Origin of the sequence: Peribacillus sp. NPDC058075, assembly GCF_042885195.1 — a bacterium.
In the GTDB taxonomy this organism is placed as follows: domain Bacteria; phylum Bacillota; class Bacilli; order Bacillales; family DSM-1321; genus Peribacillus.
The window spans coordinates 520,341-541,412 of record NZ_JBHVSL010000001.1 but is presented as its reverse complement, the minus strand read 5'-3'; the positions used below and the strand labels follow the sequence as shown (position 1 = coordinate 541,412).

Annotated in this window: 15 protein-coding genes and 2 riboswitches; of the genes, 5 read left to right on the top strand and 10 right to left on the bottom strand. The window is 43.3% G+C overall.

The window, feature by feature from the left end; all coding sequences use genetic code 11:
- The first annotated feature begins 11 nt into the window (after window positions 1–11).
- Complete coding sequence (locus ACFVS1_RS02775) at window positions 12–3,053, top strand: transglycosylase domain-containing protein (protein ID WP_387545048.1); 3,042 nt, start codon at window positions 12–14, stop codon at window positions 3,051–3,053.
- Between the two features lie 125 nt (window positions 3,054–3,178).
- Here the strand turns inward: ACFVS1_RS02775 and acsA are convergent, their stop codons facing one another.
- On the bottom strand, window positions 3,179–4,897 hold the full coding sequence (gene acsA / locus ACFVS1_RS02770; RefSeq protein WP_387545046.1) for an acetate--CoA ligase: 1,719 nt from the start codon (window positions 4,895–4,897) through the stop codon (window positions 3,179–3,181).
- A 336-nt stretch (window positions 4,898–5,233) separates the two neighbouring features.
- Here acsA and ACFVS1_RS02765 point away from each other — a divergent pair, with 336 nt between their 5' ends.
- Genes ACFVS1_RS02765 through ACFVS1_RS02755 form a run of 3 tightly spaced genes read left to right on the top strand, consistent with a single transcriptional unit; the run spans window position 5,234 to window position 7,717 of the window.
- Window positions 5,234–5,866: a GNAT family N-acetyltransferase gene (locus ACFVS1_RS02765; protein WP_034309235.1), complete on the top strand. Its 633-nt coding sequence runs from the start codon at window positions 5,234–5,236 to the stop codon at window positions 5,864–5,866.
- 26 nt (window positions 5,867–5,892) lie between these two features.
- Window positions 5,893–6,543, top strand: coding sequence for an acetoin utilization AcuB family protein (locus tag ACFVS1_RS02760; protein ID WP_214748659.1), 651 nt, complete (start codon window positions 5,893–5,895; stop codon window positions 6,541–6,543).
- On the top strand, window positions 6,536–7,717 hold the full coding sequence (locus ACFVS1_RS02755; protein ID WP_387545044.1) for an acetoin utilization protein AcuC: 1,182 nt from the start codon (window positions 6,536–6,538) through the stop codon (window positions 7,715–7,717). Before ACFVS1_RS02760 ends, ACFVS1_RS02755 begins: the two co-directional genes overlap by 8 nt.
- Window positions 7,718–7,807: 90 nt before the next feature.
- Here the strand turns inward: ACFVS1_RS02755 and ccpA are convergent, their stop codons facing one another.
- From ccpA to ACFVS1_RS02730, 5 genes are all read right to left on the bottom strand, one after another.
- Complete coding sequence (ccpA, locus tag ACFVS1_RS02750; protein WP_241592525.1) at window positions 7,808–8,812, bottom strand: catabolite control protein A; 1,005 nt, start codon at window positions 8,810–8,812, stop codon at window positions 7,808–7,810.
- A gap of 380 nt (window positions 8,813–9,192) precedes the next feature.
- Window positions 9,193–10,269, bottom strand: coding sequence for a bifunctional 3-deoxy-7-phosphoheptulonate synthase/chorismate mutase (locus ACFVS1_RS02745; protein WP_101222960.1), 1,077 nt, complete (start codon window positions 10,267–10,269; stop codon window positions 9,193–9,195).
- A 485-nt stretch (window positions 10,270–10,754) separates the two neighbouring features.
- The gene (gene ytxJ / locus ACFVS1_RS02740) at window positions 10,755–11,081 is read right to left on the bottom strand and encodes a bacillithiol system redox-active protein YtxJ (RefSeq protein ID WP_241592541.1); all 327 of its coding nucleotides are present in this window, start codon (window positions 11,079–11,081) and stop codon (window positions 10,755–10,757) included.
- 130 nt (window positions 11,082–11,211) lie between these two features.
- Window positions 11,212–11,784, bottom strand: a complete 573-nt coding sequence (locus ACFVS1_RS02735; protein WP_387545042.1) for a YtxH domain-containing protein — start codon at window positions 11,782–11,784, stop codon at window positions 11,212–11,214.
- A 45-nt stretch (window positions 11,785–11,829) separates the two neighbouring features.
- Window positions 11,830–12,339: a DUF948 domain-containing protein gene (locus ACFVS1_RS02730; protein ID WP_387545040.1), complete on the bottom strand. Its 510-nt coding sequence runs from the start codon at window positions 12,337–12,339 to the stop codon at window positions 11,830–11,832.
- Between the two features lie 228 nt (window positions 12,340–12,567).
- Between ACFVS1_RS02730 and ACFVS1_RS02725 the strand changes: the two genes are divergently transcribed.
- On the top strand, window positions 12,568–13,680 hold the full coding sequence (locus ACFVS1_RS02725; RefSeq protein ID WP_241592546.1) for an aminopeptidase: 1,113 nt from the start codon (window positions 12,568–12,570) through the stop codon (window positions 13,678–13,680).
- A 52-nt stretch (window positions 13,681–13,732) separates the two neighbouring features.
- Here ACFVS1_RS02725 and murC read toward each other — a convergent pair whose 3' ends face one another.
- The 4 genes from murC to ACFVS1_RS02705 all read right to left on the bottom strand — a co-directional run bounded on the left by murC (window position 13,733) and on the right by ACFVS1_RS02705 (window position 21,053).
- On the bottom strand, window positions 13,733–15,037 hold the full coding sequence (gene murC, locus ACFVS1_RS02720) for a UDP-N-acetylmuramate--L-alanine ligase (RefSeq protein WP_352925547.1): 1,305 nt from the start codon (window positions 15,035–15,037) through the stop codon (window positions 13,733–13,735).
- Window positions 15,038–15,321: 284 nt separating this feature from the next.
- Window positions 15,322–18,165, bottom strand: a complete 2,844-nt coding sequence (locus ACFVS1_RS02715; RefSeq protein ID WP_387545039.1) for a DNA translocase FtsK — start codon at window positions 18,163–18,165, stop codon at window positions 15,322–15,324.
- Window positions 18,166–18,581: 416 nt separating this feature from the next.
- Window positions 18,582–19,769, bottom strand: a complete 1,188-nt coding sequence (locus ACFVS1_RS02710) for an amidohydrolase (RefSeq protein ID WP_387549183.1) — start codon at window positions 19,767–19,769, stop codon at window positions 18,582–18,584.
- Window positions 19,770–19,897: 128 nt separating this feature from the next.
- Window positions 19,898–19,983: riboswitch (glycine riboswitch) on the bottom strand.
- A 3-nt stretch (window positions 19,984–19,986) separates the two neighbouring features.
- Window positions 19,987–20,091, bottom strand: a riboswitch (glycine riboswitch).
- A gap of 155 nt (window positions 20,092–20,246) precedes the next feature.
- Window positions 20,247–21,053, bottom strand: coding sequence for a DUF1444 domain-containing protein (locus ACFVS1_RS02705; protein ID WP_241592549.1), 807 nt, complete (start codon window positions 21,051–21,053; stop codon window positions 20,247–20,249).
- Window positions 21,054–21,072: the final 19 nt, after the last annotated feature.

The following is a 21,072-nucleotide window of genomic DNA, read 5'->3' as shown; positions in this document are numbered from 1 at the left end:
GGTATGATACGATGAATAATAATCAAAAAGATAGATTTCAAACAGTCTGGAAGCAGCTGACCCGTTTTTTCCAAAGTGAAAAAACACATAAGAACGCACGGGTTACATACCAAGTCATTTGGAATTTAACACTGATCCTCATTATTGTCGGGATCCTAGGATTCTCATTCGCCGGCGGCGTCGGAGCCGGCTATTTCGCTGCCCTCGTCAATGATGAGCCAGTGCGCTCAAAAGAAGATTTGAAAAAAGACATTTACAATTATGAAGAGACCTCTGAAGTATACTTTGCAGATGAAGTATACTTGGGCAAGCTTAAGAGTGACCTTGAACGTGAAGAAGTGTCCATCGATAAAGTTTCCGAGCATCTGAAAAATGCAGTCATCGCTACAGAAGATGAGTATTTTTATGAGCATGACGGGGTTGTCCCGAAAGCCATCCTGCGTGCGATTTACCAGGAATTTTCAAATGCAACCGTCCAATCGGGAGGAAGTACATTAACACAGCAGCTCATTAAAAACCAGATCCTGACCAACGAAGTTTCGTTTGATCGGAAAGCAAAAGAAATCCTGCTTGCGCTCCGGGTCGAAAAATTCTTTGAAAAAGAAGAGATTTTGGAAACGTACTTAAACGTCTCCACTTTGGGACGAAACTCATCAGGCCGTAACATCGCCGGGGTCGAGTCCGCCGCTGAAGGTATTTTTGGCGTGGAGGCCAAAGATCTGACACTGCCCCAATCTGCGTTTATCGCTGGATTGCCGCAAAGCCCTTTCGGTTATACACCCTATACCCAGAAAGGAAAACTGAAAGAAAATCAAGAGCCCGGCATCAACCGGATGAAAACCGTTTTAAAGCGGATGTATAGTAACGGATACATAACAAAACAAGAGTATGATAAAGCAAACGCATATGACATAACAAAAGACTTTATCGGCAAAACGGAGATGCCATCCGAGAAATATCCGTGGCTCACCTATGAAATCGAAAAACGCTCCATCGAAATCCTATCCGTCAGTCTGGCAAAAGAAGATGGATATGAAGAGAAAGATTTAAAGAATGATGATTTAAAAGCTCAATATCTAGCACTTGCCGATCGTAAGCTGCGGCAAAACGGCTATCAGATTTATACGACAATCGATAAAAAGATTTATGACAAGATGCAGGAAGTGACGAAAAACTATCCGAATTACGGATACGATAAAACGGCACAAGTCGTCGATCCTGATACGAAGGAAATGAAAACGGTGAGTGAGCCCGTGGAAGCCGGGGCCATTCTAATCGAAAATAAAACAGGAAAAATCATCAGTTTCGTAGGCGGCCGTGATTTCAAGCGGGAACAGACGAACCATGCAACCGCATCACTGCGATCGAACGGGTCAACGATGAAACCGCTGGTGATATATGGTCCAGGCATCGAGCTAGGCAAGATTTCGCCTGGAAGCGTATCGGCAAACGTGCCGATCTCCATTCCAACAGGCGGCAAACCGTGGAGTCCAGGAAACTATGGCGGCGGCAGCTATACGGGAGTAACGACTGCCCGCGAGGCCCTGAAGAATTCCTACAATATCCCGGCAGCACTCTTTTACAAGAAAATAATCAACCTGAGTCCCGCTTCGTATTTGGAAAAAATGGGCTTCTCCACCGTGACGAAAGGGGATTACTCCAATCTTGCCATGTCATTAGGCGCGATGGAAAAAGGTGTAACCGTTGAAGAAAACGTCAATGCATTTGGTACATTTGCCAATTCAGGGGAATTCATCGATGCTTATATGATCGACAAAATCGTATCGAAAGATGGCAAGGTCATCTATGAACATAAAGTGAAACCGGTGGAAGTATTTTCTCCGCAAGCCGCTTACCTGACGCTTGATATGATGCGAGATGTCGTAAACAGCGGGACGGCCGCTTCGGTCAGGAACCGACTTGCTTTCTCAAGTGATTGGGCAGGTAAGACCGGAACTTCACAAAACTATTGGGACGCTTGGTTCGTCGCAACCAATCCAAATGTATCATTCGGTACATGGCTGGGATATGACACACCGAAATCCTTGCAAGGGACTTATAATGGTCTTGAATATAATAAACGTAATATGTATTATTGGGCAGATTTGATCAATGCCGCATATAAAGTCGACCCTAAACTCGTCGACCCCGATACCCGTTTTGAAATGCCGGGCGGAATTGTCAGCCGTTCCTTCTGTGGCGTTTCAGGACTGCTGCCTTCAAGTTCATGCCAAAAGGCCGGGCTTGTCAAATCGGATTTATTCATCGCCAAATATGCTCCAACCAAGGCAGATGATAGTTTCATAGATGGACAATATGTATCAGTCGGCAGCAAACGCTACGCAGCCCTTCCGCAAACGCCTGGCGAATTTACAAGCGGCGGGTTCATGTTGAATCCCGACTCCTTTGCAGATATCGGATTGAAATATGTCAATGACCCGGGATCCGTGATTCCTGGAGCCGAAAAATCAGGAAATGTCGTCGGCGCGACAGCGAAATTGAATGATAATGGCAAGGCACCAGATCCCCTATCCATAACGATCGGGAACGATAAGATTACATGGGGCTTGCATGATGAAGGTGATGTCGTCGGTTATCGTGTCTATAAAGACGGCAAGAAAGTGGCGAGCATCAATGCTGGGGAGAATCTTGTTTACAAAGTCGGCTCTGGCGGTTCCTATTACGTAACAGCCGTAGACATAGTCGGTAAAGAATCGGCCCCTTCTCAACGTGTTGAAAGCGGCGCTAAAAAGACAGGTTCAAAAGAAGATTCCACAAAAACTAAAGATGATCGTGGAAAAGATAAAACAGTTAACGAAGATAAAAAATCCGACTCAAAAGAAGAGAACGCTTCAGATAAAGATAAAGATAAAGAAAAAGAAAAAGAACCAGTAAAAGAAACGCAAACGGAGAAAGATAAAGAGCCAGCACAAGACGAAGAACAGCAAAACAAAGAGAATGCAGATCAAGAAAAACAAGAGGTCGACAAAGAGCAAGACACAGTCAATGATAAAGAGCAAGACACGGATAAAGCTGAAGAAGGGGAAGAATGACACTCTTTCTTGAACTAAAACAGGCTGTCGGTTACCCCGACAGCCTGTTTCCTTATAATCTACAAAAAGGCATCCATGGAAGTGACCATGGATGCCTTTTTCCTTTTCAATAATTACTCAGTTTCTCAATCCTCCATCGATGATAAATCACCCGTTGGCAGATCAAGTTCCCAAGCTTTCAGGACACGGCGCATGATTTTGCCGCTTCTTGTTTTAGGAAGTTTATCCCTGAATTCAATTTCACGAGGTGCCGCATGTGCCGCTAGACCATGCTTTACAAATGTACGAATTTCCTCAATCAATTCATCGTTTGCCTCGTACCCGTCACGAAGGGCGATGAACGCTTTAATAATTTCCCCCCGAACCGGGTCCGGCTTACCGATGACCCCCGCTTCGGCTACGGCTGGATGCTCGACCAATTTGCTTTCCACTTCGAAAGGTCCGACCCTTTCCCCTGCCGTCATGATGACATCATCCACACGGCCTTGGAACCAGAAATAACCATCTTCATCCATATATGCGGAATCTCCTGAAACATACCAATCACCTGGCATAAAGTAAGATTCATATTTCGCTTCATTCTTCCAGACGGTCTTCATCATTGAAGGCCAGCCTTTCTTGATGGCAAGGTTCCCCATTCTATGCGGCGGAAGCTCGTTACCTTGATCATCCACTATTGCCGCCTTCACACCTGGAATCGGTTTGCCCATCGAACCCGGTTTGATTTCCAGGCAAGGATAATTGCAGATGACCTGCGCCCCGGTCTCCGTCATCCACCATGTATCATGGATACGGTGATTGAATACCTTCATTCCCCAGCGCACCACTTCCGGGTTCAACGGTTCACCGACACTTAATATATGGCGGAGAGAACTCAAATCGAACCGCTTAACGATTTCGTCACCTGCGCCCATCAGCATCCTGAAGGCAGTCGGGGCACTATACCAGACCGTGACACCAAAGTCCTCCAAGGTCTTGTACCAGGATTCAGGCTTGAACCGCCCGCCTACAATGACATTCGAGGTCCCTGTCAGCCAAGGTCCAAATATCCCGTAAGACGTCCCTGTCACCCATCCAGGGTCCGCTGTGCACCAATACACGTCCTCATCCTGCAAATCAAGGACCCACCTTGCCGTTTGATAATGCTGGATCATCGCATTATGAACGTGCAGCACGCCTTTTGGTTTGCCTGTGGAACCTGAGGTGTAGTGAAGAATCAGACCGTCATTCCGATCCACCCATTCAATTTCGAATTTTTTGTCGGCTTCTTTTAATTTTTTATTGAAGTTATGGTACTTTCCTTCTTCTTTTATATTTTCCCCCACCAAGAAAATATGCTTTAAATGGGGTAATTCATCCACCGGGACACGCGGCAAAAGTTCAGGTGTCGTCACTATCACACTTGCCTCACTATCTTCAAGACGGTCCCTTATTGCGCCTTCCATGAAGGCTTCGAACAACGGCCCTACGACCGCACCCGTTTTAATCGCGCCCAGCAATGCAAAATAAAGCTCCGGGGAGCGAGGCATGAAGATGAAAACACGATCTCCTTTTTCCACATGGGCAATGTTCTTGAACACATTGGCCGCTTGATTCGTATAATCTTTCATTTCCTTGAATGTATACTTTTCATTTCTTTTATCGTCTTTGTAATAAAGGGCCACTTTATTCTTTTTGTATGTTTCGACATGGCGGTCAATGGCTTCATATGCAAGATTCACTTTACCGGTTTCAGACCAGGAGAATTCCTTTTCCGTCTCAGACCAGTCAAACATCTTGTATTTTTCATCATAATTCTTTAAATTAAAATTACCTTCCACTACTGGCAACGCTTTCACATCCATACGACAAACTCCCCCTTCATTCGGTTCTATATTTTTATTATAGTATAAGAATCGAATTATCTCAATTTTTAAAATATTAATCACTTCCATATTAGGGAAATTCCTTCTTGGTGGATTTTGGAAGTTACTGGTATATTGTTATGGTTAAGGTGAATCCATATGATGGCCGTGAAAGAAGAAGCACTGTAACAAAAGCGCCTTGAACTTTCTGAATGATGCCCCTCATTTTCATGTATAATTTATGTAAGCTTTCCATTCAGTCAGTTTTTAAAAGAAATGCTTCGTACTCCGGAATGCGAGAGTGTAAGATTACTATATAACAAGGGTGGTGAAAGAATGGAATATAGTAAGACCTTTTACACTAAGGAACTGCAGACATTAAGCGGAACACTCATCATCGAGGGGCCGTTAAGCGGAGAAAAAATGTCCGCTTATGAGTTTCACGAAGACTTGGTCGCCTTTCGCCCGCCTGCTTTGCAGCATAAAGCGTTAATAGAGATTGCAGACTTGCCTGAGGGCAGGATCTTTATCGCCCGTGAAAATGAAACAATCGTGGGTTATGTAACTTACTTATATCCCGATCCCTTGGAGCGCTGGTCTGAAATCAAGATGGAGGACCTGATTGAGCTTGGTGCAATCGAGGTCATCCCTAAATACCGGGGTGCTTCCGTCGGGAAGAACCTGATCCGCCTTTCCATGGAAGACGATTCGGTAGAAGACTTCATCATCATCACCACGGAATACTATTGGCATTGGGATCTGAAAGGGACAGGGCTGAATATTTGGGACTATCGCAAGGTCATGGAAAAAATGATGAGTGCCGGTGGTTTGGTCTACTTTGCAACAGATGATCCTGAAATCAGTTCCCACCCGGCCAACTGCCTGATGGCCCGTATTGGCAAAAGGGTCCCGCCGGAATCCATCCAGAAATTCGACCAATTGCGTTTTATGAATCGGTTTATGTATTAAAGAGGCGAGTAAGAGGAGGAAGGAAAATGATTGTTGAAACAATAATGAATGAGGATATTATCACCCTCACTCCAACGGATACAATCCATAGCGCTGTCTTGATCATCAAGGAGAAGCGAATTCGCCATATCCCCATTGTCGATGACAGCTTTCAACTTGTGGGATTAGTCAGCGACCGTGATATTCGGGATGCTGCCCCTTCTATATTCCGTACCGAAGAATACAAAAATGATTTACAAAAACCACTGTCAAGCATCATGAAAACGGAAATAATCACGGGGCACCCGCTGGATTTCGTGGAAGAAATCGGGGCTGTTTTCTGTGATAACAATATCAGCTGCCTTCCAATCGTAAAGGGAAGGAAGTTAGTGGGCATCATAACCGGTTCTGATTTACTTCATTCATACGTTGAGTTGACTGGAGTCAATCAGCCCGGTTCCCAAATCGAAATCAGAATCCCGGATAAGGCAGGTTCCCTTCATGATATTGCCCATATTTTTAAAAGGCGCAATACGAATATCCTGAGCACACTTGTTTATCCTGAAAAAAATGGAACAGACTACAAAATTCTTGTCATTCGTGTACAGACGATGAATCCATTTATGGTGGTGGAGGATTTGAAGAAAGAAGGCTATACCGTTTTATGGCCTAGCCTACCGGGGATTTCACATGAATGATATATCCCTTTTCGTTTATTCGGATGAACTCCTTACCTACAAATTCAACGATGAGCATCCATTCAATCAAAAACGGCTTAAACTCACGCTTGATTTATTAAAAAAACACCATGCCATCAATGATGATCAAATTATCAAGCCCAGAATGGCAACAGATGCAGAATTGGAACTGATTCATGATCACCATTATGTAAACGCTGTCAGATTGGCAGGCCAGGGAAAGCTCCCCCCTGAAAAGGCTGTAAATTATGGGCTAGGAACGGAGGATACCCCTATCTTCCCCAAAATGCACGAAGCAAGCGCCTTGCTTGTAGGCGGTACCTTGACAGCTGTGGATGCAGTCATGACCGGTCAGTCCCTGCACGCACTTAATCTTGGCGGTGGCCTCCATCACGGTTTCCGCGGGAAAGCCTCGGGCTTTTGCATTTACAACGATAGTTCGGTCGCGATTAAATACCTGCAAAAAAAATATGGGGCGCGTGTCTTGTATGTCGATACCGATGCACATCATGGTGATGGAGTCCAATGGTCATTTTATGATGATCCGGATGTATGTACACTATCCATCCATGAAACGGGTCGCTACTTATTTCCCGGCACCGGCAATATTAACGAGCGGGGCCAGGGCAAAGGCTACGGCTATTCATTCAACATCCCGGTCGATGCGTTCACTGAAGATGAATCCTGGCTCGAATGCTACAGGGCTTCCTTTAAAGAGGTCATTGAATTCTTCAAACCGGATGTCATATTAACGCAAAACGGAGCCGACTCCCATTATTACGATCCGCTCACCCATTTATCAGCCACCATGAGGATTTATAGGGAAATACCAAAGCTGGCCCACGAAATGGCCCATAAGTATTGCGAAGGACGGTGGATTGCAGTGGGCGGCGGCGGATATGATATATGGCGCGTCGTCCCAAGGGCTTGGGCGAGGGTCTGGCTTGAAATGACGAATAATGATATATCAGGTCCCCTATCAAAGGAATGGCTCGATTTCTGGCAGCCTGAGTCCCCTGTTCCCCTGCCGAATGAATGGGATGACATGGAGGATATATATGAACCCATTCCGAGGAAGCCTGAAATTACCGAGAAGAATGCCCTGACGCTTGAAAAGGTCCTTTATCCCATCAGGTCTTCCAGGCAAACAACGAAAAGTAATGAACAAAGTTAACCAAAAGATCGTTGAAAAACGATCTTTTTGGTTCGGGCAACCATTTAAGAAACAAAAAGAGAGTGCCCTCAGGACACTCTCCAAACCAGTTTATTTCGTTGATTGACGGTTTTCAATCCGATGTGGCAGGATTACTTTTTCAAGACCTTCCTCCACTTGTTCTTTATTCATCAACTTTGTAAGAAGCCTCATCGCAACAGCACCAATATCATATAAAGGTTGAACGATCGTCGTGATTTGCGGACGCACCATCAATGTCAATCTCGTGTTATCGAAGCTGATCACTTCAAAGTCTTCCGGTACATTAAACCCTTTGTCCTGAGCGGCATGGACAATTCCAAGCGCCATTTCATCAGCACCGGCGATGAATGCTGTCGGTCTGTCTTCAGCTTCCAGGTACTTTTCAAAAGATTCAATTCCTGAATCATATGTATAATCACCTTCAACGACATAACTTTCATCAAATGAAAGCCCAGCTTCTTTCAATCCTCGTTTATAACCAGTCAATTTCATTTCATTAATCAGCGCGGAAGGGTTTCCGCTTACAAAAGCGATATGCTTGTGGCCTTTTTTAGCGAAGAAGGTCACTGCGTCGAATGCCGCCGCCTCATAATCTATATTGACCGATGGAACTTGTCCGCTTTCATCCACCGAACCTGCCAGAACGATTGGAACAGGTGAATTCTTAAACTCTTTGACATGCTCATCAGAAATGTTGCCGCCCATGAATACGATACCATCCACTTGTTTTCCAAGCATCGTATTCAGCAAATGGAATTCCTTATCTATATTCTCATCAGAACTGCTTAGAATGATATTGTATTTATACATGGTGGCTATATCTTCTATGCCCCGCGCCAATTCAGCAAAAAAGATGCTTGAGATATCCGGGATGATGACCCCGACTGTAGTCGTTTTCTTTGAGGCAAGTCCCCTTGCCACTGCATTGGGACGATACCCTAACTTCTCAATTACATCTGAAACTTTCTTCCTTGTTGCAGGCTTTACATTTGGATTCCCGTTAACTACGCGGGAAACGGTGGCCATGGATACATTCGCCTCACGCGCCACATCATAAATGGTTATATTATTCATTCATCCATTCCTCCATTTCTTTCATTTTCCCCATAAAAGACCCGAATTATTTCGGAAAATAATCTTTTATGCGTTTTTCTCTATAAGGAAGATTATTTTAGGAACGATCTGCCTAACAAAAAATGCAGTCCTACTCTCTTCTCAGTCAAATATTCAATACCCTATTCAAGTATAAAATTCACATAGATATCACTTTATGTATGACTCAATCTTCCGAACAGTTCTCATTCTTGTTATTTATCATACGATAGTCGAATCTTTCCTGCAATCCAATAGTGCTCATTTCGAAGCTTTTTCTGCAAAAACTAGTATTTTACCATTAAAAAAAGCCCTTGCCAAATTGGTAAGGGCCGTAATTAATCATTTAAAGACTTCTTAGCTTATACAGTTACCCAGTTCAAACGTTTAATTTCTTCGTAGAATTCATCAAATTGTTTGAAGTCCATTTGCTGTGCAGAATCTGATAAAGCAACGGAAGGATCTGGATGCACTTCAGCCATAACACCGTCAGCACCGATTGCAAGAGCCGCTTTAGCCGTAGGGAGCAGAAGATCGCGACGTCCAGTTGAATGCGTTACATCAACCATGACCGGTAAATGAGTTTCTTGTTTTAAAATCGGTACAGCAGAGATATCAAGTGTATTTCTTGTTGCTTTTTCGTAAGTACGGATACCGCGCTCACAAAGAATGATGTTGCCATTGCCCTGCGACATGATGTATTCCGCTGCATGAATGAACTCTTCAATCGTTGCAGCCAGTCCACGTTTTAAAAGAACTGGTTTATTTACAGCACCTGCCGCTTTTAGCAAGTCGAAGTTTTGCATGTTGCGCGCCCCGATTTGGATGACATCGATATGATCGATCGCCGCTTCGATATCATTGGCACTCACGATTTCACTGATTACAGCCAAGCCGTATTCATCAGCAACACGTTTAAGTATTTGTAACCCTTCCAAACCAAGCCCTTGGAAGTCATATGGAGATGTACGTGGCTTAAATGCACCGCCGCGCATCAATTTCAAACCTTTAGCTTTAATGACTTCCGCCACCGCAGCTGTCTGTTCATAAGATTCAACGGCACATGGTCCGAAAACGAAACTAGGGATCCCGTTACCGACCAATTCACCTTTAATGTCGATGATCGTGTCTTCAGCCTTTTGTTTTCTCGATACAAGAAGCGTTTTCTTCTGATCATCTTTTTGTAGCTCCAAGCCCAATTTAAAGATTTCTTTGAAAATATGTTTAATCGAACCAAGATCAAGCGGTCCTTGATTATTGGCTTCGATAAGATCCAGCATTGTTCTTTCACGGACCGGATCGTAACGGTTTACACCTTGTTTTTCTTTAACGCGACCAATTTCCTGTACAAGTTCAGCACGTTGATTAATAAGATGTAATAACTGAAGGTTCACATCATCCAGTTGATTACGAAGTCCATCAAGCTCTTTGTTGCTCATTACAAATCCATCCCTTCGTTTTTTAAAATAGAAATCGGTTCAGCGGACTCAAACTAAAAAAATCCCATCTGGATTCTCGAACATCCACCCCGATTGTATTATCAATGAAAAATTTAGAATATTTCATGTATGATTAAATCAATTATAAAGGAAGTGCCCATAAATGTCACGATATTTTTCTTTAATAATTAAACGCTTTTAAGCATTAAAGTTATACATGCATAAAATCAGGTGTTACACATGCAGGAAAAATGATTTAGACTGAATATTGGAACAATCCGTTGTAGGCATTATATTGGAAATAGAACAAGAAAGCTATCATTTAATTGATATTTTATCTCAAAGAGCATTGGACCATGATCAAATCGGCTGCCACTTGAACAGGAAGGGCCTTTAAAGAAAGGTTTCCCCTGGAAATCGTTTAAAAACCCTATGGAAATAATAAAAGGCCGGAACCCTTGCCAAAGGGATCCGGCCTTCATGATTCATTCAGTGATGGCCTTGCTCAATGAATCATATGTAATACGCCAATGAGACTCATTCCAGGCCGGTTTTCCATTTTTAAAAAGGATGGCCTGAGGTGATTGATGTTTGATATCAAATGTTTCTGCCACATAATTGGATAGTGGACGAGCTTCCTGAACGGCTAAATAGGCCGTTTTAATTTGTGCATTCTCTAAGATGTACCTCTCATATTGTTCAAATGCTTCAGCGCTGACAGGGCATGTTACGCTATGCTTGAAAAGCAGGAATGTATCCTCTTTTAGAAGCTCATTGAATTGTTCTTCTGTTTCGATTTTGCTCATGACCATAATACTGTCTCCTTTCCTTTTCCATATAAATTTTACCATCAAAAAGGCGATGAAGCCATCGAAGCACTTCATCGCCTTATTCTTCGTCCCTTTATGCCTCTTCATCCCCATTAAAGGAATTCGAGGAATATTATTTCTTTAGATTATTCTCTGTTTCATCAAATGCCTTTTTCGCTTCATCTAGCTTTAATTTTGCCGCATTCTTGTTTCCGCTTGTAGGATCGGCAGGATTATTTGCCGAATCATTTCCGGTAGCAAAGTTCGTTTCGACGGATACGATAGGAGAATCGGAAGTTCCGGTTACATCTATATCCTTATTGCTCGAATTCGTCGTATCATCAGCAGCGTCGCCGTTTTCTTTACCCGTTTTTAGGTTTTTCACTTTATTGACGATATTTGAAGATTTATTGGAAACGATTTCCGTGACAGAGCTCGTTTTCACTTTTGCAGTATCAGCAAGGGATGCACCTTTTTCCATCGCCGTTTGTCTTAATCTTTCTGTTTTCTCTGAAATGTTTTTAGCTTGTTCATTGAAGTCACTCCTTAATTCCTTGCCTGCTTTCGGGGCCATGAACAATGCTGTAGCCGCTCCGATCATCCCGCCGATCAAGGCGCCAATCATAAAGTCCTTCGAATTGATCGAGTCGCGTTCGTCCTCATATGATTTCTGATATTCCTTTGTCGCGAATTCTTTTTGAGTCATAATACATTCCCCTTTCAATTTTCAGTTCATTTTTTTTACTAGCTTTTAAGATCTAGAACGTAAAAACCTCTTTTTAGGCAGGTTATCTGTTTCCAGCGCTTCCCTTTCTAATTCCGCCCTTTCGGTTGGGGTCGGGGCAGACTGTTTGCTTCTGGACTTCCATTTGTCCCTTATCTCCATGGCTACATTGCTCCATTGTACAATTTGTGAGATTCGGTCTTGATTATTATCAATCTCTGCCTGCACTTTATGGGAAACCTTTTGGATGGAAGAATTGAAGCTAGAGATGGATGTACCTACATCCTTCACGGCATCCACCACAGTGTTCAGGTTTTCTGACTTATGCTGCAAATCTTCAGCCAACGTATTCGTTTTATGTAATAACTGAGTAGTTTCCAGCGTTATGCCTTGCATTTGGCTCTCTAAACCTGTCAGCGTCCGGGCCACACTGTCCAGGGTAGTTTGAAGTGATGTCAGTACCTTTGTCAGGAAAATGACAAGTACCAAAAAAGCGATCGCTGCAACAGCAGCACTTACGTATAAAATAATCTCCATTGGAACACCTCCGAAAAATTCGACTTATTTAATAGCTGTTAGATATTAATTACCCCTTCCCTAGTATTATAAACGTATTTATTTTTTCAATATACCCTATCAAACCCTAATCTGGAAATATTGTTGTCTCCATCCAGTTCTTCGGTGAAATTCATGGGTGACACTTATGGCAGGAAATCGGGTATGATAGAAAAGATAAGTCGAATTTAAACAATGGAGGTATTTTTTATGAAAGATCCCAGAATTGGTACATTGGCCAAAAACTTAATCAATTATTCCGTGAAGCTTCAAAAAGGTGAAAAAATCTTGATCGAAAACTTCGGATTGCAGCGTGAGCTTGTTAACGCACTTGTGAATGAAGCCTATGCAGCAGGTGGTTACCCATTCGTCCTTTTAAAGGATCATCAAGTGGATCGTGCCTTGCTGATGGGTGCCAAAGAAGAACAATACAAGCTGATGGGTGAGTTTGAAGCAAACGTAATGAACCAGATGGATGCTTATATCGGGCTTCGTGCCGGGGATAATATCAATGAACAATCCGATGTCCCTTCAGAGAAGATGGCGATTCATGGACAGACAGTCGGTAAAGTACATAGAAATATCCGCGTGCCAAAAACAAAATGGGTCGTACTTCGCTACCCGACAAATTCAATGGCCCAATTAGCCAAAATGAGCACAGAAGCATTCGAAGACTTTTATTTCGAAGTCTGCAACCTCGACTATGGCAAAATGAGCGCAGCGATGGACAACCTTGTTGAATTGATGGATAAAACGGATAAGGTCCGCTTAACTGGGCCAGGTACGGATCTAACCTTCTCCATCAAAGACATTAAAGCCATCAAATGTGCGGGTGAGCTGAACATTCCTGACGGTGAAGTATATACGGCTCCGGTTAAAGATTCCATCAATGGAGTGATTTCGTATAATACTCCGTCCCCTTATCAGGGTTTTACTTTTGAAAACGTGAAGTTAACATTCAAGGATGGAAAAATCGTTGAAGCGGTTGCGAATGATACGGAACGCATCAACAAAATTTTTGATACGGATGAAGGCGCACGATATGTCGGTGAATTTGCAATTGGTGTAAATCCTTATATTCTACACCCGATGCAAGATATCCTCTTTGATGAAAAAATTGATGGAAGTTTTCATTTCACTCCCGGACAATGCTATGATGATGCCTTTAACGGAAACCATTCAGACATTCACTGGGACCTGGTCAATATTCAGCGACCTGAATATGGCGGCGGGGAAATCCATTTTGATGACGTCTTGATACGTAAGGACGGACGATTCGTTATACCTGAACTGGAAAATTTAAATCCAGAAAATTTAAAATAACGTAAAAACCAATAAAAAACGACCGACCCGCTCTAACGGGTCGGTCGTTTTTTTATTTTACCTGCAGTGAATGCTCATAGGCAGCTTGGAACTTTTGAATGTCCCCCGCACCCATGAATAACACGACACTGTTTTCATGATTTTGCAATATTGATGTTGTATTCTCCGTAATCAGCTCGGCACCGGGAATCTTATCTTGAAGATCTTCAATCGATAACTTCCCTTGATGTTCACGAGCAGATCCAAAAATTTCACATAAGTATACTTTGTCGGCCAAATTCAAGCTGTCGGCGAATTCATCAAGGAATGCCTGAGTTCTCGAGAAAGTATGCGGTTGGAATACCGCAACAACTTCACGCTCTGGATATTTCTGACGCGCCGAGTCGACAGTTGCAGAGATCTCGGTCGGATGATGTGCATAATCATCAATGATGATCTGACTTCCGATTTCCTTTTCTGAGAACCGGCGTTTAACTCCGCCAAAAGTCCGCAATTGGGCTTTCACAGCTTCCGTATCCAAGTTTTCATATTTACAAAGTGCAATGACACCAAGTGCATTCAACACATTATGCTTTCCAAAAGTAGGAATAGTGAATGTATCATAGTAATTGTTCCTTACATGCACATCAAAAGTCGTGCCATCCGGAGTGACGGAAACATTTTTCGCTTGAAAATCATTTCCTTCTGCAAATCCGTAAAAAATAACCGGTACTTTCGCCTGAATATGTGGTAAATGTTCATCATCCCCGCACGCAATGATGCCTTTGTTGACTTGAAGGGCCATCGTTTGGAAAGCCTCGAACACGTCTTCGACATTGGCATAATAATCAGGATGATCAAAATCGATATTCGTCATGATTGCATAATCCGGATAATAGGAAAGGAAATGACGGCGATATTCACATGCTTCGAATACGAAGTAATCAGAATTCACGATTCCTTTACCTGTTCCATCCCCAATCAAGAAGGATGTCGGTTTAGCGCCCCCCATCACATGGGCAAGTAACCCGGTCGTCGATGTTTTACCATGTGCTCCCGTAACCGCCACGCTAATGAAGTTTTTCATGAAATCACCTAGGAAACGGTGATAACGGATGATCTGCAAATCAAGTTCTTTTGCCTTCACGATTTCCGGATGACTATCCGGAAACGCATTTCCTGCAATGATGGTCATTCCAGGTTGAATATTTTCCTCGTTGAAAGGAAGGATTTTAATCCCGGCTTTTTCTAATGCCAATTGTGTAAAAAATTCTTTTTCGTAATCGGAACCCTGCACTTCAATATTCATATCATGCAGTATTTGTGCAAGAGCACTCATACCCGACCCTTTAATTCCCACAAAATGGTAAGCAGTCATAAAGCGAACCTCCACCAATCGTCTACCTGTATGACAGTATATGACGTCATCTTTTATTTGTTTTTCATTACGAGACTTGTTAGTAACGCAATTTCTTCATAGGTTTTTCAAGTTTATATTTTCAATCATTCATCTACAAAAAACTATTATATCACTTTTTTATTCATTCATCCATGTCAGGCAGATGCCAATTTATCAAATCATTGGTTTTTCCATTAATTAAGGTGATAAAAAAGGGTTTTCACCCTTTCACATTATATACAAATTCCTTTTATTAGGTTCTCTTAATTAACATGTAAAAATTCCAGTTCTTCTTCCGTAATCAATACATCCCTGGGCCTTGAGCCCCTGGATTCGGAAACTACTCCATGTTGCTCCATCATTTCTATTAGGCGTGAAGCACGGTTATAACCGACACGGAAGCGCCTTTGGACACTAGATGCAGATGCAGCCTGCTGGCTCACGACAAATTCACAGGCCTCGAAAAAAAGTTCATCCGCTTCTTCCGTGACCTGGGCCCTGTTCAGCAAGTCTTCCTGCTCGAACAGGTATTTTGGCTGCTGCTCCAGTTTAACATGGTTGACGACTTGGTCGATTTCTTCATCACTCACAAAAGTCCCTTGCAGGCGCACCGTTTTTGAAGAGCCGTTTTCAGCGAATAACATGTCTCCTCTTCCCAATAATTTTTCTGCACCGCCGCTATCGATGATCGTACGGGAGTCGACTTGTGAAGAAACGGAAAAAGCGATCCTTGTCGGGATATTTGCCTTGATCAATCCAGTTATGACATCGACTGAAGGTCTTTGAGTGGCTACAATCAAATGGATGCCGCAGGCACGGGCCTTTTGGGCAATCCGGCAAATCGCTTCCTCTACATCAGCCGGGGACATCATCATTAAATCCGCAAGCTCATCGATGATCACCAGGATATAAGGCAGCTTGCTTGAATATTGACCGGCTTTTTCCGCTTGGTCATTAAAGCGGGTGATATCACGGACACCGGCATGCACAAACAATTCATAACGCCGTTCCATCTCCTCTACAGCCCACTTCAACGCAGCCGTAGCGGCTTTTACATCGGTTATGACTGGACTGACCAAATGCGGGATCCGGTTATATGGGGCGAGCTCGACCATTTTCGGATCGATCAACAGCAATTTCAACTCCTGCGGCGTCGCTTTATAAAGCAAGCTTACCAGCATGGTGTTGATACAGACACTTTTCCCCGACCCCGTTTGCCCGGCTATCAATCCATGCGGCATTTTCCTCAAATCCGTGATGATCGGCTGACCGGATATATCGAGCCCTAAGGCCACAGCAAGCGGTGATTCATGCTCTTGAAACTCAGTACTTTCCAAAACCTCCCGCAAAAATACAGGTTTGCTTTTCCTATTCGGAATCTCGATGCCAATTGTATGTTTACCCGGAATAGGCGCTTCCATCCGCATATCCTGAGCAGCAAGGCTTAATTTGATGTCATCCATCAGGTTCGTCACTTTATTCACCTTCACTCCCGGTTCCGGATGCACCTCGAAACGAGTTACTGCCGGTCCTTGAGTGACATTGACTACCTTTGCACGGACATTGAAATTTTTCAATGTCTCATCAAGTAATAAAGTCTGTTCCTCGAGCCACACATCATCATGCACAGCATAAGTAGGAGGTGTGAGCAATTCGATATTCGGAAACACATAGTATGGATTTTCATTTTCATCCGCTTCCCCGGTGCCAAAAACTGCCTGGTTTTCGCTCTTACTGCTTTCTGGTGCTGTCTCTGTATAAACTGCTTCTTGATACCCGGTTCCAGAAATGGGGGATTCCTGTTCCAATAGCGGCTCAAGGTTGGAACCGATGTTGGATTCGACTGTATTTTCAGGCATGGCGACGGTTTCGGAACCAACCTTAGTGTCCAAAAAGGTTGGTGAAATGGCCGGAGTCTGCTCTTTCGGCATAACTCTGCCTTCCTCCGGTTTCCGTTCAGGAATGGCGGATGGTTTCGCTTGTCCTGCCTCCATTTGGGCAGCATCATCCATTGGCCGCTTATCAGGTGAAACTACTGCCCTTTCCGAATTAAGGCTTTTTTTTTCCGACATCATTTTATGCATGAAAACATTTTTTTCCCGGTCTTGCTTAAGCATCATCACATTAAATGGGATATGTTTTTTCGGGCGTTTGTGCTGTACTTCAGGTATTGCCTCAGATGGGTCTTCAGGCATTGTCCCTTGACTAACGGATGGTTGATTGGATTGTACAGCAGCCTCCCCAGGAACCGATATCGCTTCAGGCAGTGTGTCGTCCGTCTGTTCCATGATGGATACAGCGACTTCGCGTCCAAAATCGACTTCGTTCTGTTCAATAGCCGCTTTTTCCACCGCAGGCTCTGTTATGTTAGGCTCGATTACTGCTTGTTCTGGCAGTGTCTCAATGGAATTCCTGCGAAAGAAAGCGGGTATCTCCGAATCTTCCCGTTTTTCTTCCGCTAGTTCCGGTATAAGAATGGATGGTTCTGCCGTCAATTCCTCATGTGACACTTCTTTTGGGATTTCAGGAATCGATACTGGAATCCCGATATCGGGTTCTTCTTTTTTAAGGATAGGCATTTTGCTTTCCAGTTCATATTCGACAATTTCTTCAGAAGCGACTATTTTTTTTTCCGGGCGACGGAACCCATAAATGGGTGAAGGGATCTCCGTCGGGCGGAATGGAGTATTTGAAGGGACTATTTTTGAGACTTCCTCCCGTTCAAAGTTTCTCCGTTTTGGTTCAGGATCCCTCACCGGCCTTCTCTTGTCTTTGGCCGCGTTCCCCTGTTTAGGTTCATGATTTTCCCTGTTTCTTTCCCGAGGCTTTCTTTTGTTCTGTTCACGGTCTGGAATGAGCGGAAACTTGAACTGCCCTTTTGGATATTGAAACAGGATTTTCGTATCCGGGTCTGGCGTCTGCGTCTGCGACATCTTTTCCACTTTTTGATTGTAAACCTTTATTTCTTCTTCCTTCGACTTCGAAAGCTTTGAAAAATCCATTTTCCTTAATGTCTCTTCATCAAGCGGTTCATCTATAATAATTTCTTCGATTTCGATAATTTCCTCTGCTTGGAACCATTTTTTCATCTTATTTAGCCATTTCAAAACTATCACTCTTTCTACATCTGTAGTTATGTAACTAATTCTACCAGTTATTTTAAAAATATCGAGAAAATTTAAGCTAAATTGGGGTTAGTATCTATTTTTTTATCGAACGCTTACTAACTTAGCGTATTTCGCAGAACTCCTACCCTATTAAACCCCTTCTGGAATGAGTTTAAACCTACCCATCGCGAAATAACATTAGCCCCTAGTCTACTATTTAAATAAAACACCGCTGTTAAATCTCGTTTACAAAGAGATTAAGTTTTCATGCAGCAAGAAGCAGACTGATCAATTCATTGAAGCATCCTTCACGAAACCTCCGCTGGCATCCCGAAACCCACAAAACACCGTTCGTTAATACCGAACGGTGTTTTGTGGGTTTCTGCATTTTTTTTGCAAACAAATATACCAATGGGCTATTCCCATTCATAAAAATTGCATACAACCTGGGCCACTGATTTGGATGCGATCAAAAGGGCATATTCATCAATGTCGAATTTAGGATGGTGATTGAAATATGCCTTCTCCACCCCTTTCGGTTTACAGCCAATGTAAAAGAAGCAGCCAGGAATCTTTTCGGCATAATACGAAAAATCCTCTGAACCTGAGAAGACCGGAAATTCCAAGACATTTTTAATGTCTTTGTCATTCATGCTTTCCAGACTATTTTTCACGAATCCAGTCAGTTCAGGGTCATTATATAACGGAGGATAATCAGGCACATATGTTAGCTCGCACTGAACATCAAATTCCGTTTCTATCCCTTTGACGATGCGGTGGATTTCCTTATCGATCAGCTGTTGGGTCTCTGCTGTCATATAACGGACATCCCCTTCAATTTCTATACGATCTTTAATGACATTAAAGCTTCCTTTTCCATCGAAGGAGCCGATTGTGACCACGCCCATATCAAAAGGGTTCAAACGGCGGCTGATTACAGTTTGTACGGCTGTCACGAAATGGGCGCCTGCCACAATGGCATCATTAGCCATATGCGGGGACGAACCATGGCCGCCTACACCCTTTATAGCTAGCTTGAAATAGGTCCGTCCAGCCATCGAATAGCCGCCGTGATACCCGACAACTCCTGCTGGATGGGACGGAAATAAGTGGATTCCAAAAACGGCATCCAGTTCATCCAAAAACCCTGATTCCATCATGCTTTTTGCTCCACCTGGGGGCGTTTCTTCTGCATGTTGATGGATTATTTTGATCGTACCGGATAGGGATTCTTTAAGCTCATTGATGCAGTCTGCCAGAACCAATAAGTAAGCGGTATGCCCATCGTGTCCGCAGGCATGCATGACACCTTCATTTTTTGAACGGAACGGAACCTCCGCTTCTTCTGTAATCGGCAATGCATCGAAATCTGCACGGAGACCTATCGTTTTCCCAGGTTTTCCGCCTTCGATCGTTACGATGATCCCTAATCCATTTCCTACATTCGTTTGAATCGACACGTCCTTTCCCTTATAAAAATCAATGATATATTGTGCCGTTTTCTCTTCTTTGAAGGATAGTTCCGGATTCTCGTGTAAATGACGGCGGATTTGAACCATTTCCCCTTTACGGGCTTCCAGCATGTTCATTAATTTACTTTTCACGTTCACGATCATTCTCCCCCTTATTTCAAGTTGAGCATATTAGTAAGTTCCATGTTCGCTGCAAACCTTCTTATACAAAGTGCCAAATAAAAAGGGCAGAGAAGATTGCGTAAGCTTACCGCTCCCTTCTCTGTCCTTTTACCTGAGTGTTTACCTCCATTTTGGACATGGAGATTTCCCCGTTGGTGGCACTCTTCATGCGCGCCCTCCAGAGTTGCGTTCAGCTGCGGTTCCATTTACCTGAGAGATTTGCTCCAAGATATATTTTTTGGAACTTGCTCCTTTGGTGGCTCAAAGCTACGCACTCTCCCACAACGTTCATTTGCTCATTCTATTGTTTCATTCCATATTTTCGAAATATTACAATTTTATTATCACCGATTAAAAAATAAATATCAACTCTAAGTGTCATAAACTCTATGAAACTTTAAAAGGACCGCTGCCAGATGCTGACACGGTCCTTATGTATTCAATATATTATTGTTCACGCTTTTTGTTTTTACCCATGATGAAGATGGGCTCCAACTCATTTTCTTCGTAAAGAAATGATAGAGCCGTTATTGGAACATGACCGCTGGCAAAGAAGCTCATCGCCATTTGCGCAAGAATGTCATAGCCCGTATCATTCTTCACATCGGCAATGATGATGACATCCTGATGGGGAATGGCCACAGCCATGGTTCCCTCGATCTTGTCCTTCATCTCCCGAAGCCATGATTCATTCAGGATCCTGCTGGCATCATATCCATCATTCGTGTTCAAAAAATAAAATGCATTACCTGCAACGATATCCGACTTCATTTCAGTGGAGAGGGAACGTGCATTGAAAAGGGCAATTTCACGGATCCTGTCACCCTGCCAATTTTCCCGTTGAATCATCTTTTCATCTATAAGACGGTAGGTTTTTCCTAAATCAAGGGCATAAAAAACCCGGGTTTCAGCCGTATGCTCATCGAATAAAAATGGATTTCCTTCTTCCGATTCCATTGGAAAGGAGGTCGAGCGGATGACTGGGAAAATGAACTTCTCCTTGCCTTCCATGCTGTGTTCTCCCCCCATCACATTCAGGGCCTCTTCCACGTAATAGATAATTTCATCGATGGCCTTTTCCTGTACGTTTTCATAGTTAGCAAGTACAGGAGGCAACTCGATGGTGATACCCTTTCCGGTCTTCACATTTTCCACCCGTAACGTATCTTGCTTGCTATCGAATTTGAATGTGCGATTTTCATCTTTTAAACGTTCCTTCAGAATATTTTTCAGCTTCGTGCTGTCCATTTTCATGACTGACCCTCCTCTTCAT

What these genes read in the sequence shown, in the direction of transcription:
- ACFVS1_RS02775 (WP_387545048.1), top strand. Translation starts at nt 12, where the DNA reads ATGAATAATAATCAAAAAGATAGATTTCAAACAGTCTGGAAGCAGCTG.
- acsA (WP_387545046.1), bottom strand. Translation starts at nt 4,897, where the DNA reads ATGGATGTGAAAGCGTTGCCAGTAGTGGAAGGTAATTTTAATTTAAAG.
- ACFVS1_RS02765 (WP_034309235.1), top strand. Translation starts at nt 5,234, where the DNA reads ATGGAATATAGTAAGACCTTTTACACTAAGGAACTGCAGACATTAAGC.
- ACFVS1_RS02760 (WP_214748659.1), top strand. Translation starts at nt 5,893, where the DNA reads ATGATTGTTGAAACAATAATGAATGAGGATATTATCACCCTCACTCCA.
- ACFVS1_RS02755 (WP_387545044.1), top strand. Translation starts at nt 6,536, where the DNA reads ATGAATGATATATCCCTTTTCGTTTATTCGGATGAACTCCTTACCTAC.
- ccpA (WP_241592525.1), bottom strand. Translation starts at nt 8,812, where the DNA reads ATGAATAATATAACCATTTATGATGTGGCGCGTGAGGCGAATGTATCC.
- ACFVS1_RS02745 (WP_101222960.1), bottom strand. Translation starts at nt 10,269, where the DNA reads ATGAGCAACAAAGAGCTTGATGGACTTCGTAATCAACTGGATGATGTG.
- ytxJ (WP_241592541.1), bottom strand. Translation starts at nt 11,081, where the DNA reads ATGGTCATGAGCAAAATCGAAACAGAAGAACAATTCAATGAGCTTCTA.
- ACFVS1_RS02735 (WP_387545042.1), bottom strand. Translation starts at nt 11,784, where the DNA reads ATGACTCAAAAAGAATTCGCGACAAAGGAATATCAGAAATCATATGAG.
- ACFVS1_RS02730 (WP_387545040.1), bottom strand. Translation starts at nt 12,339, where the DNA reads ATGGAGATTATTTTATACGTAAGTGCTGCTGTTGCAGCGATCGCTTTT.
- ACFVS1_RS02725 (WP_241592546.1), top strand. Translation starts at nt 12,568, where the DNA reads ATGAAAGATCCCAGAATTGGTACATTGGCCAAAAACTTAATCAATTAT.
- murC (WP_352925547.1), bottom strand. Translation starts at nt 15,037, where the DNA reads ATGACTGCTTACCATTTTGTGGGAATTAAAGGGTCGGGTATGAGTGCT.
- ACFVS1_RS02705 (WP_241592549.1), bottom strand. Translation starts at nt 21,053, where the DNA reads ATGAAAATGGACAGCACGAAGCTGAAAAATATTCTGAAGGAACGTTTA.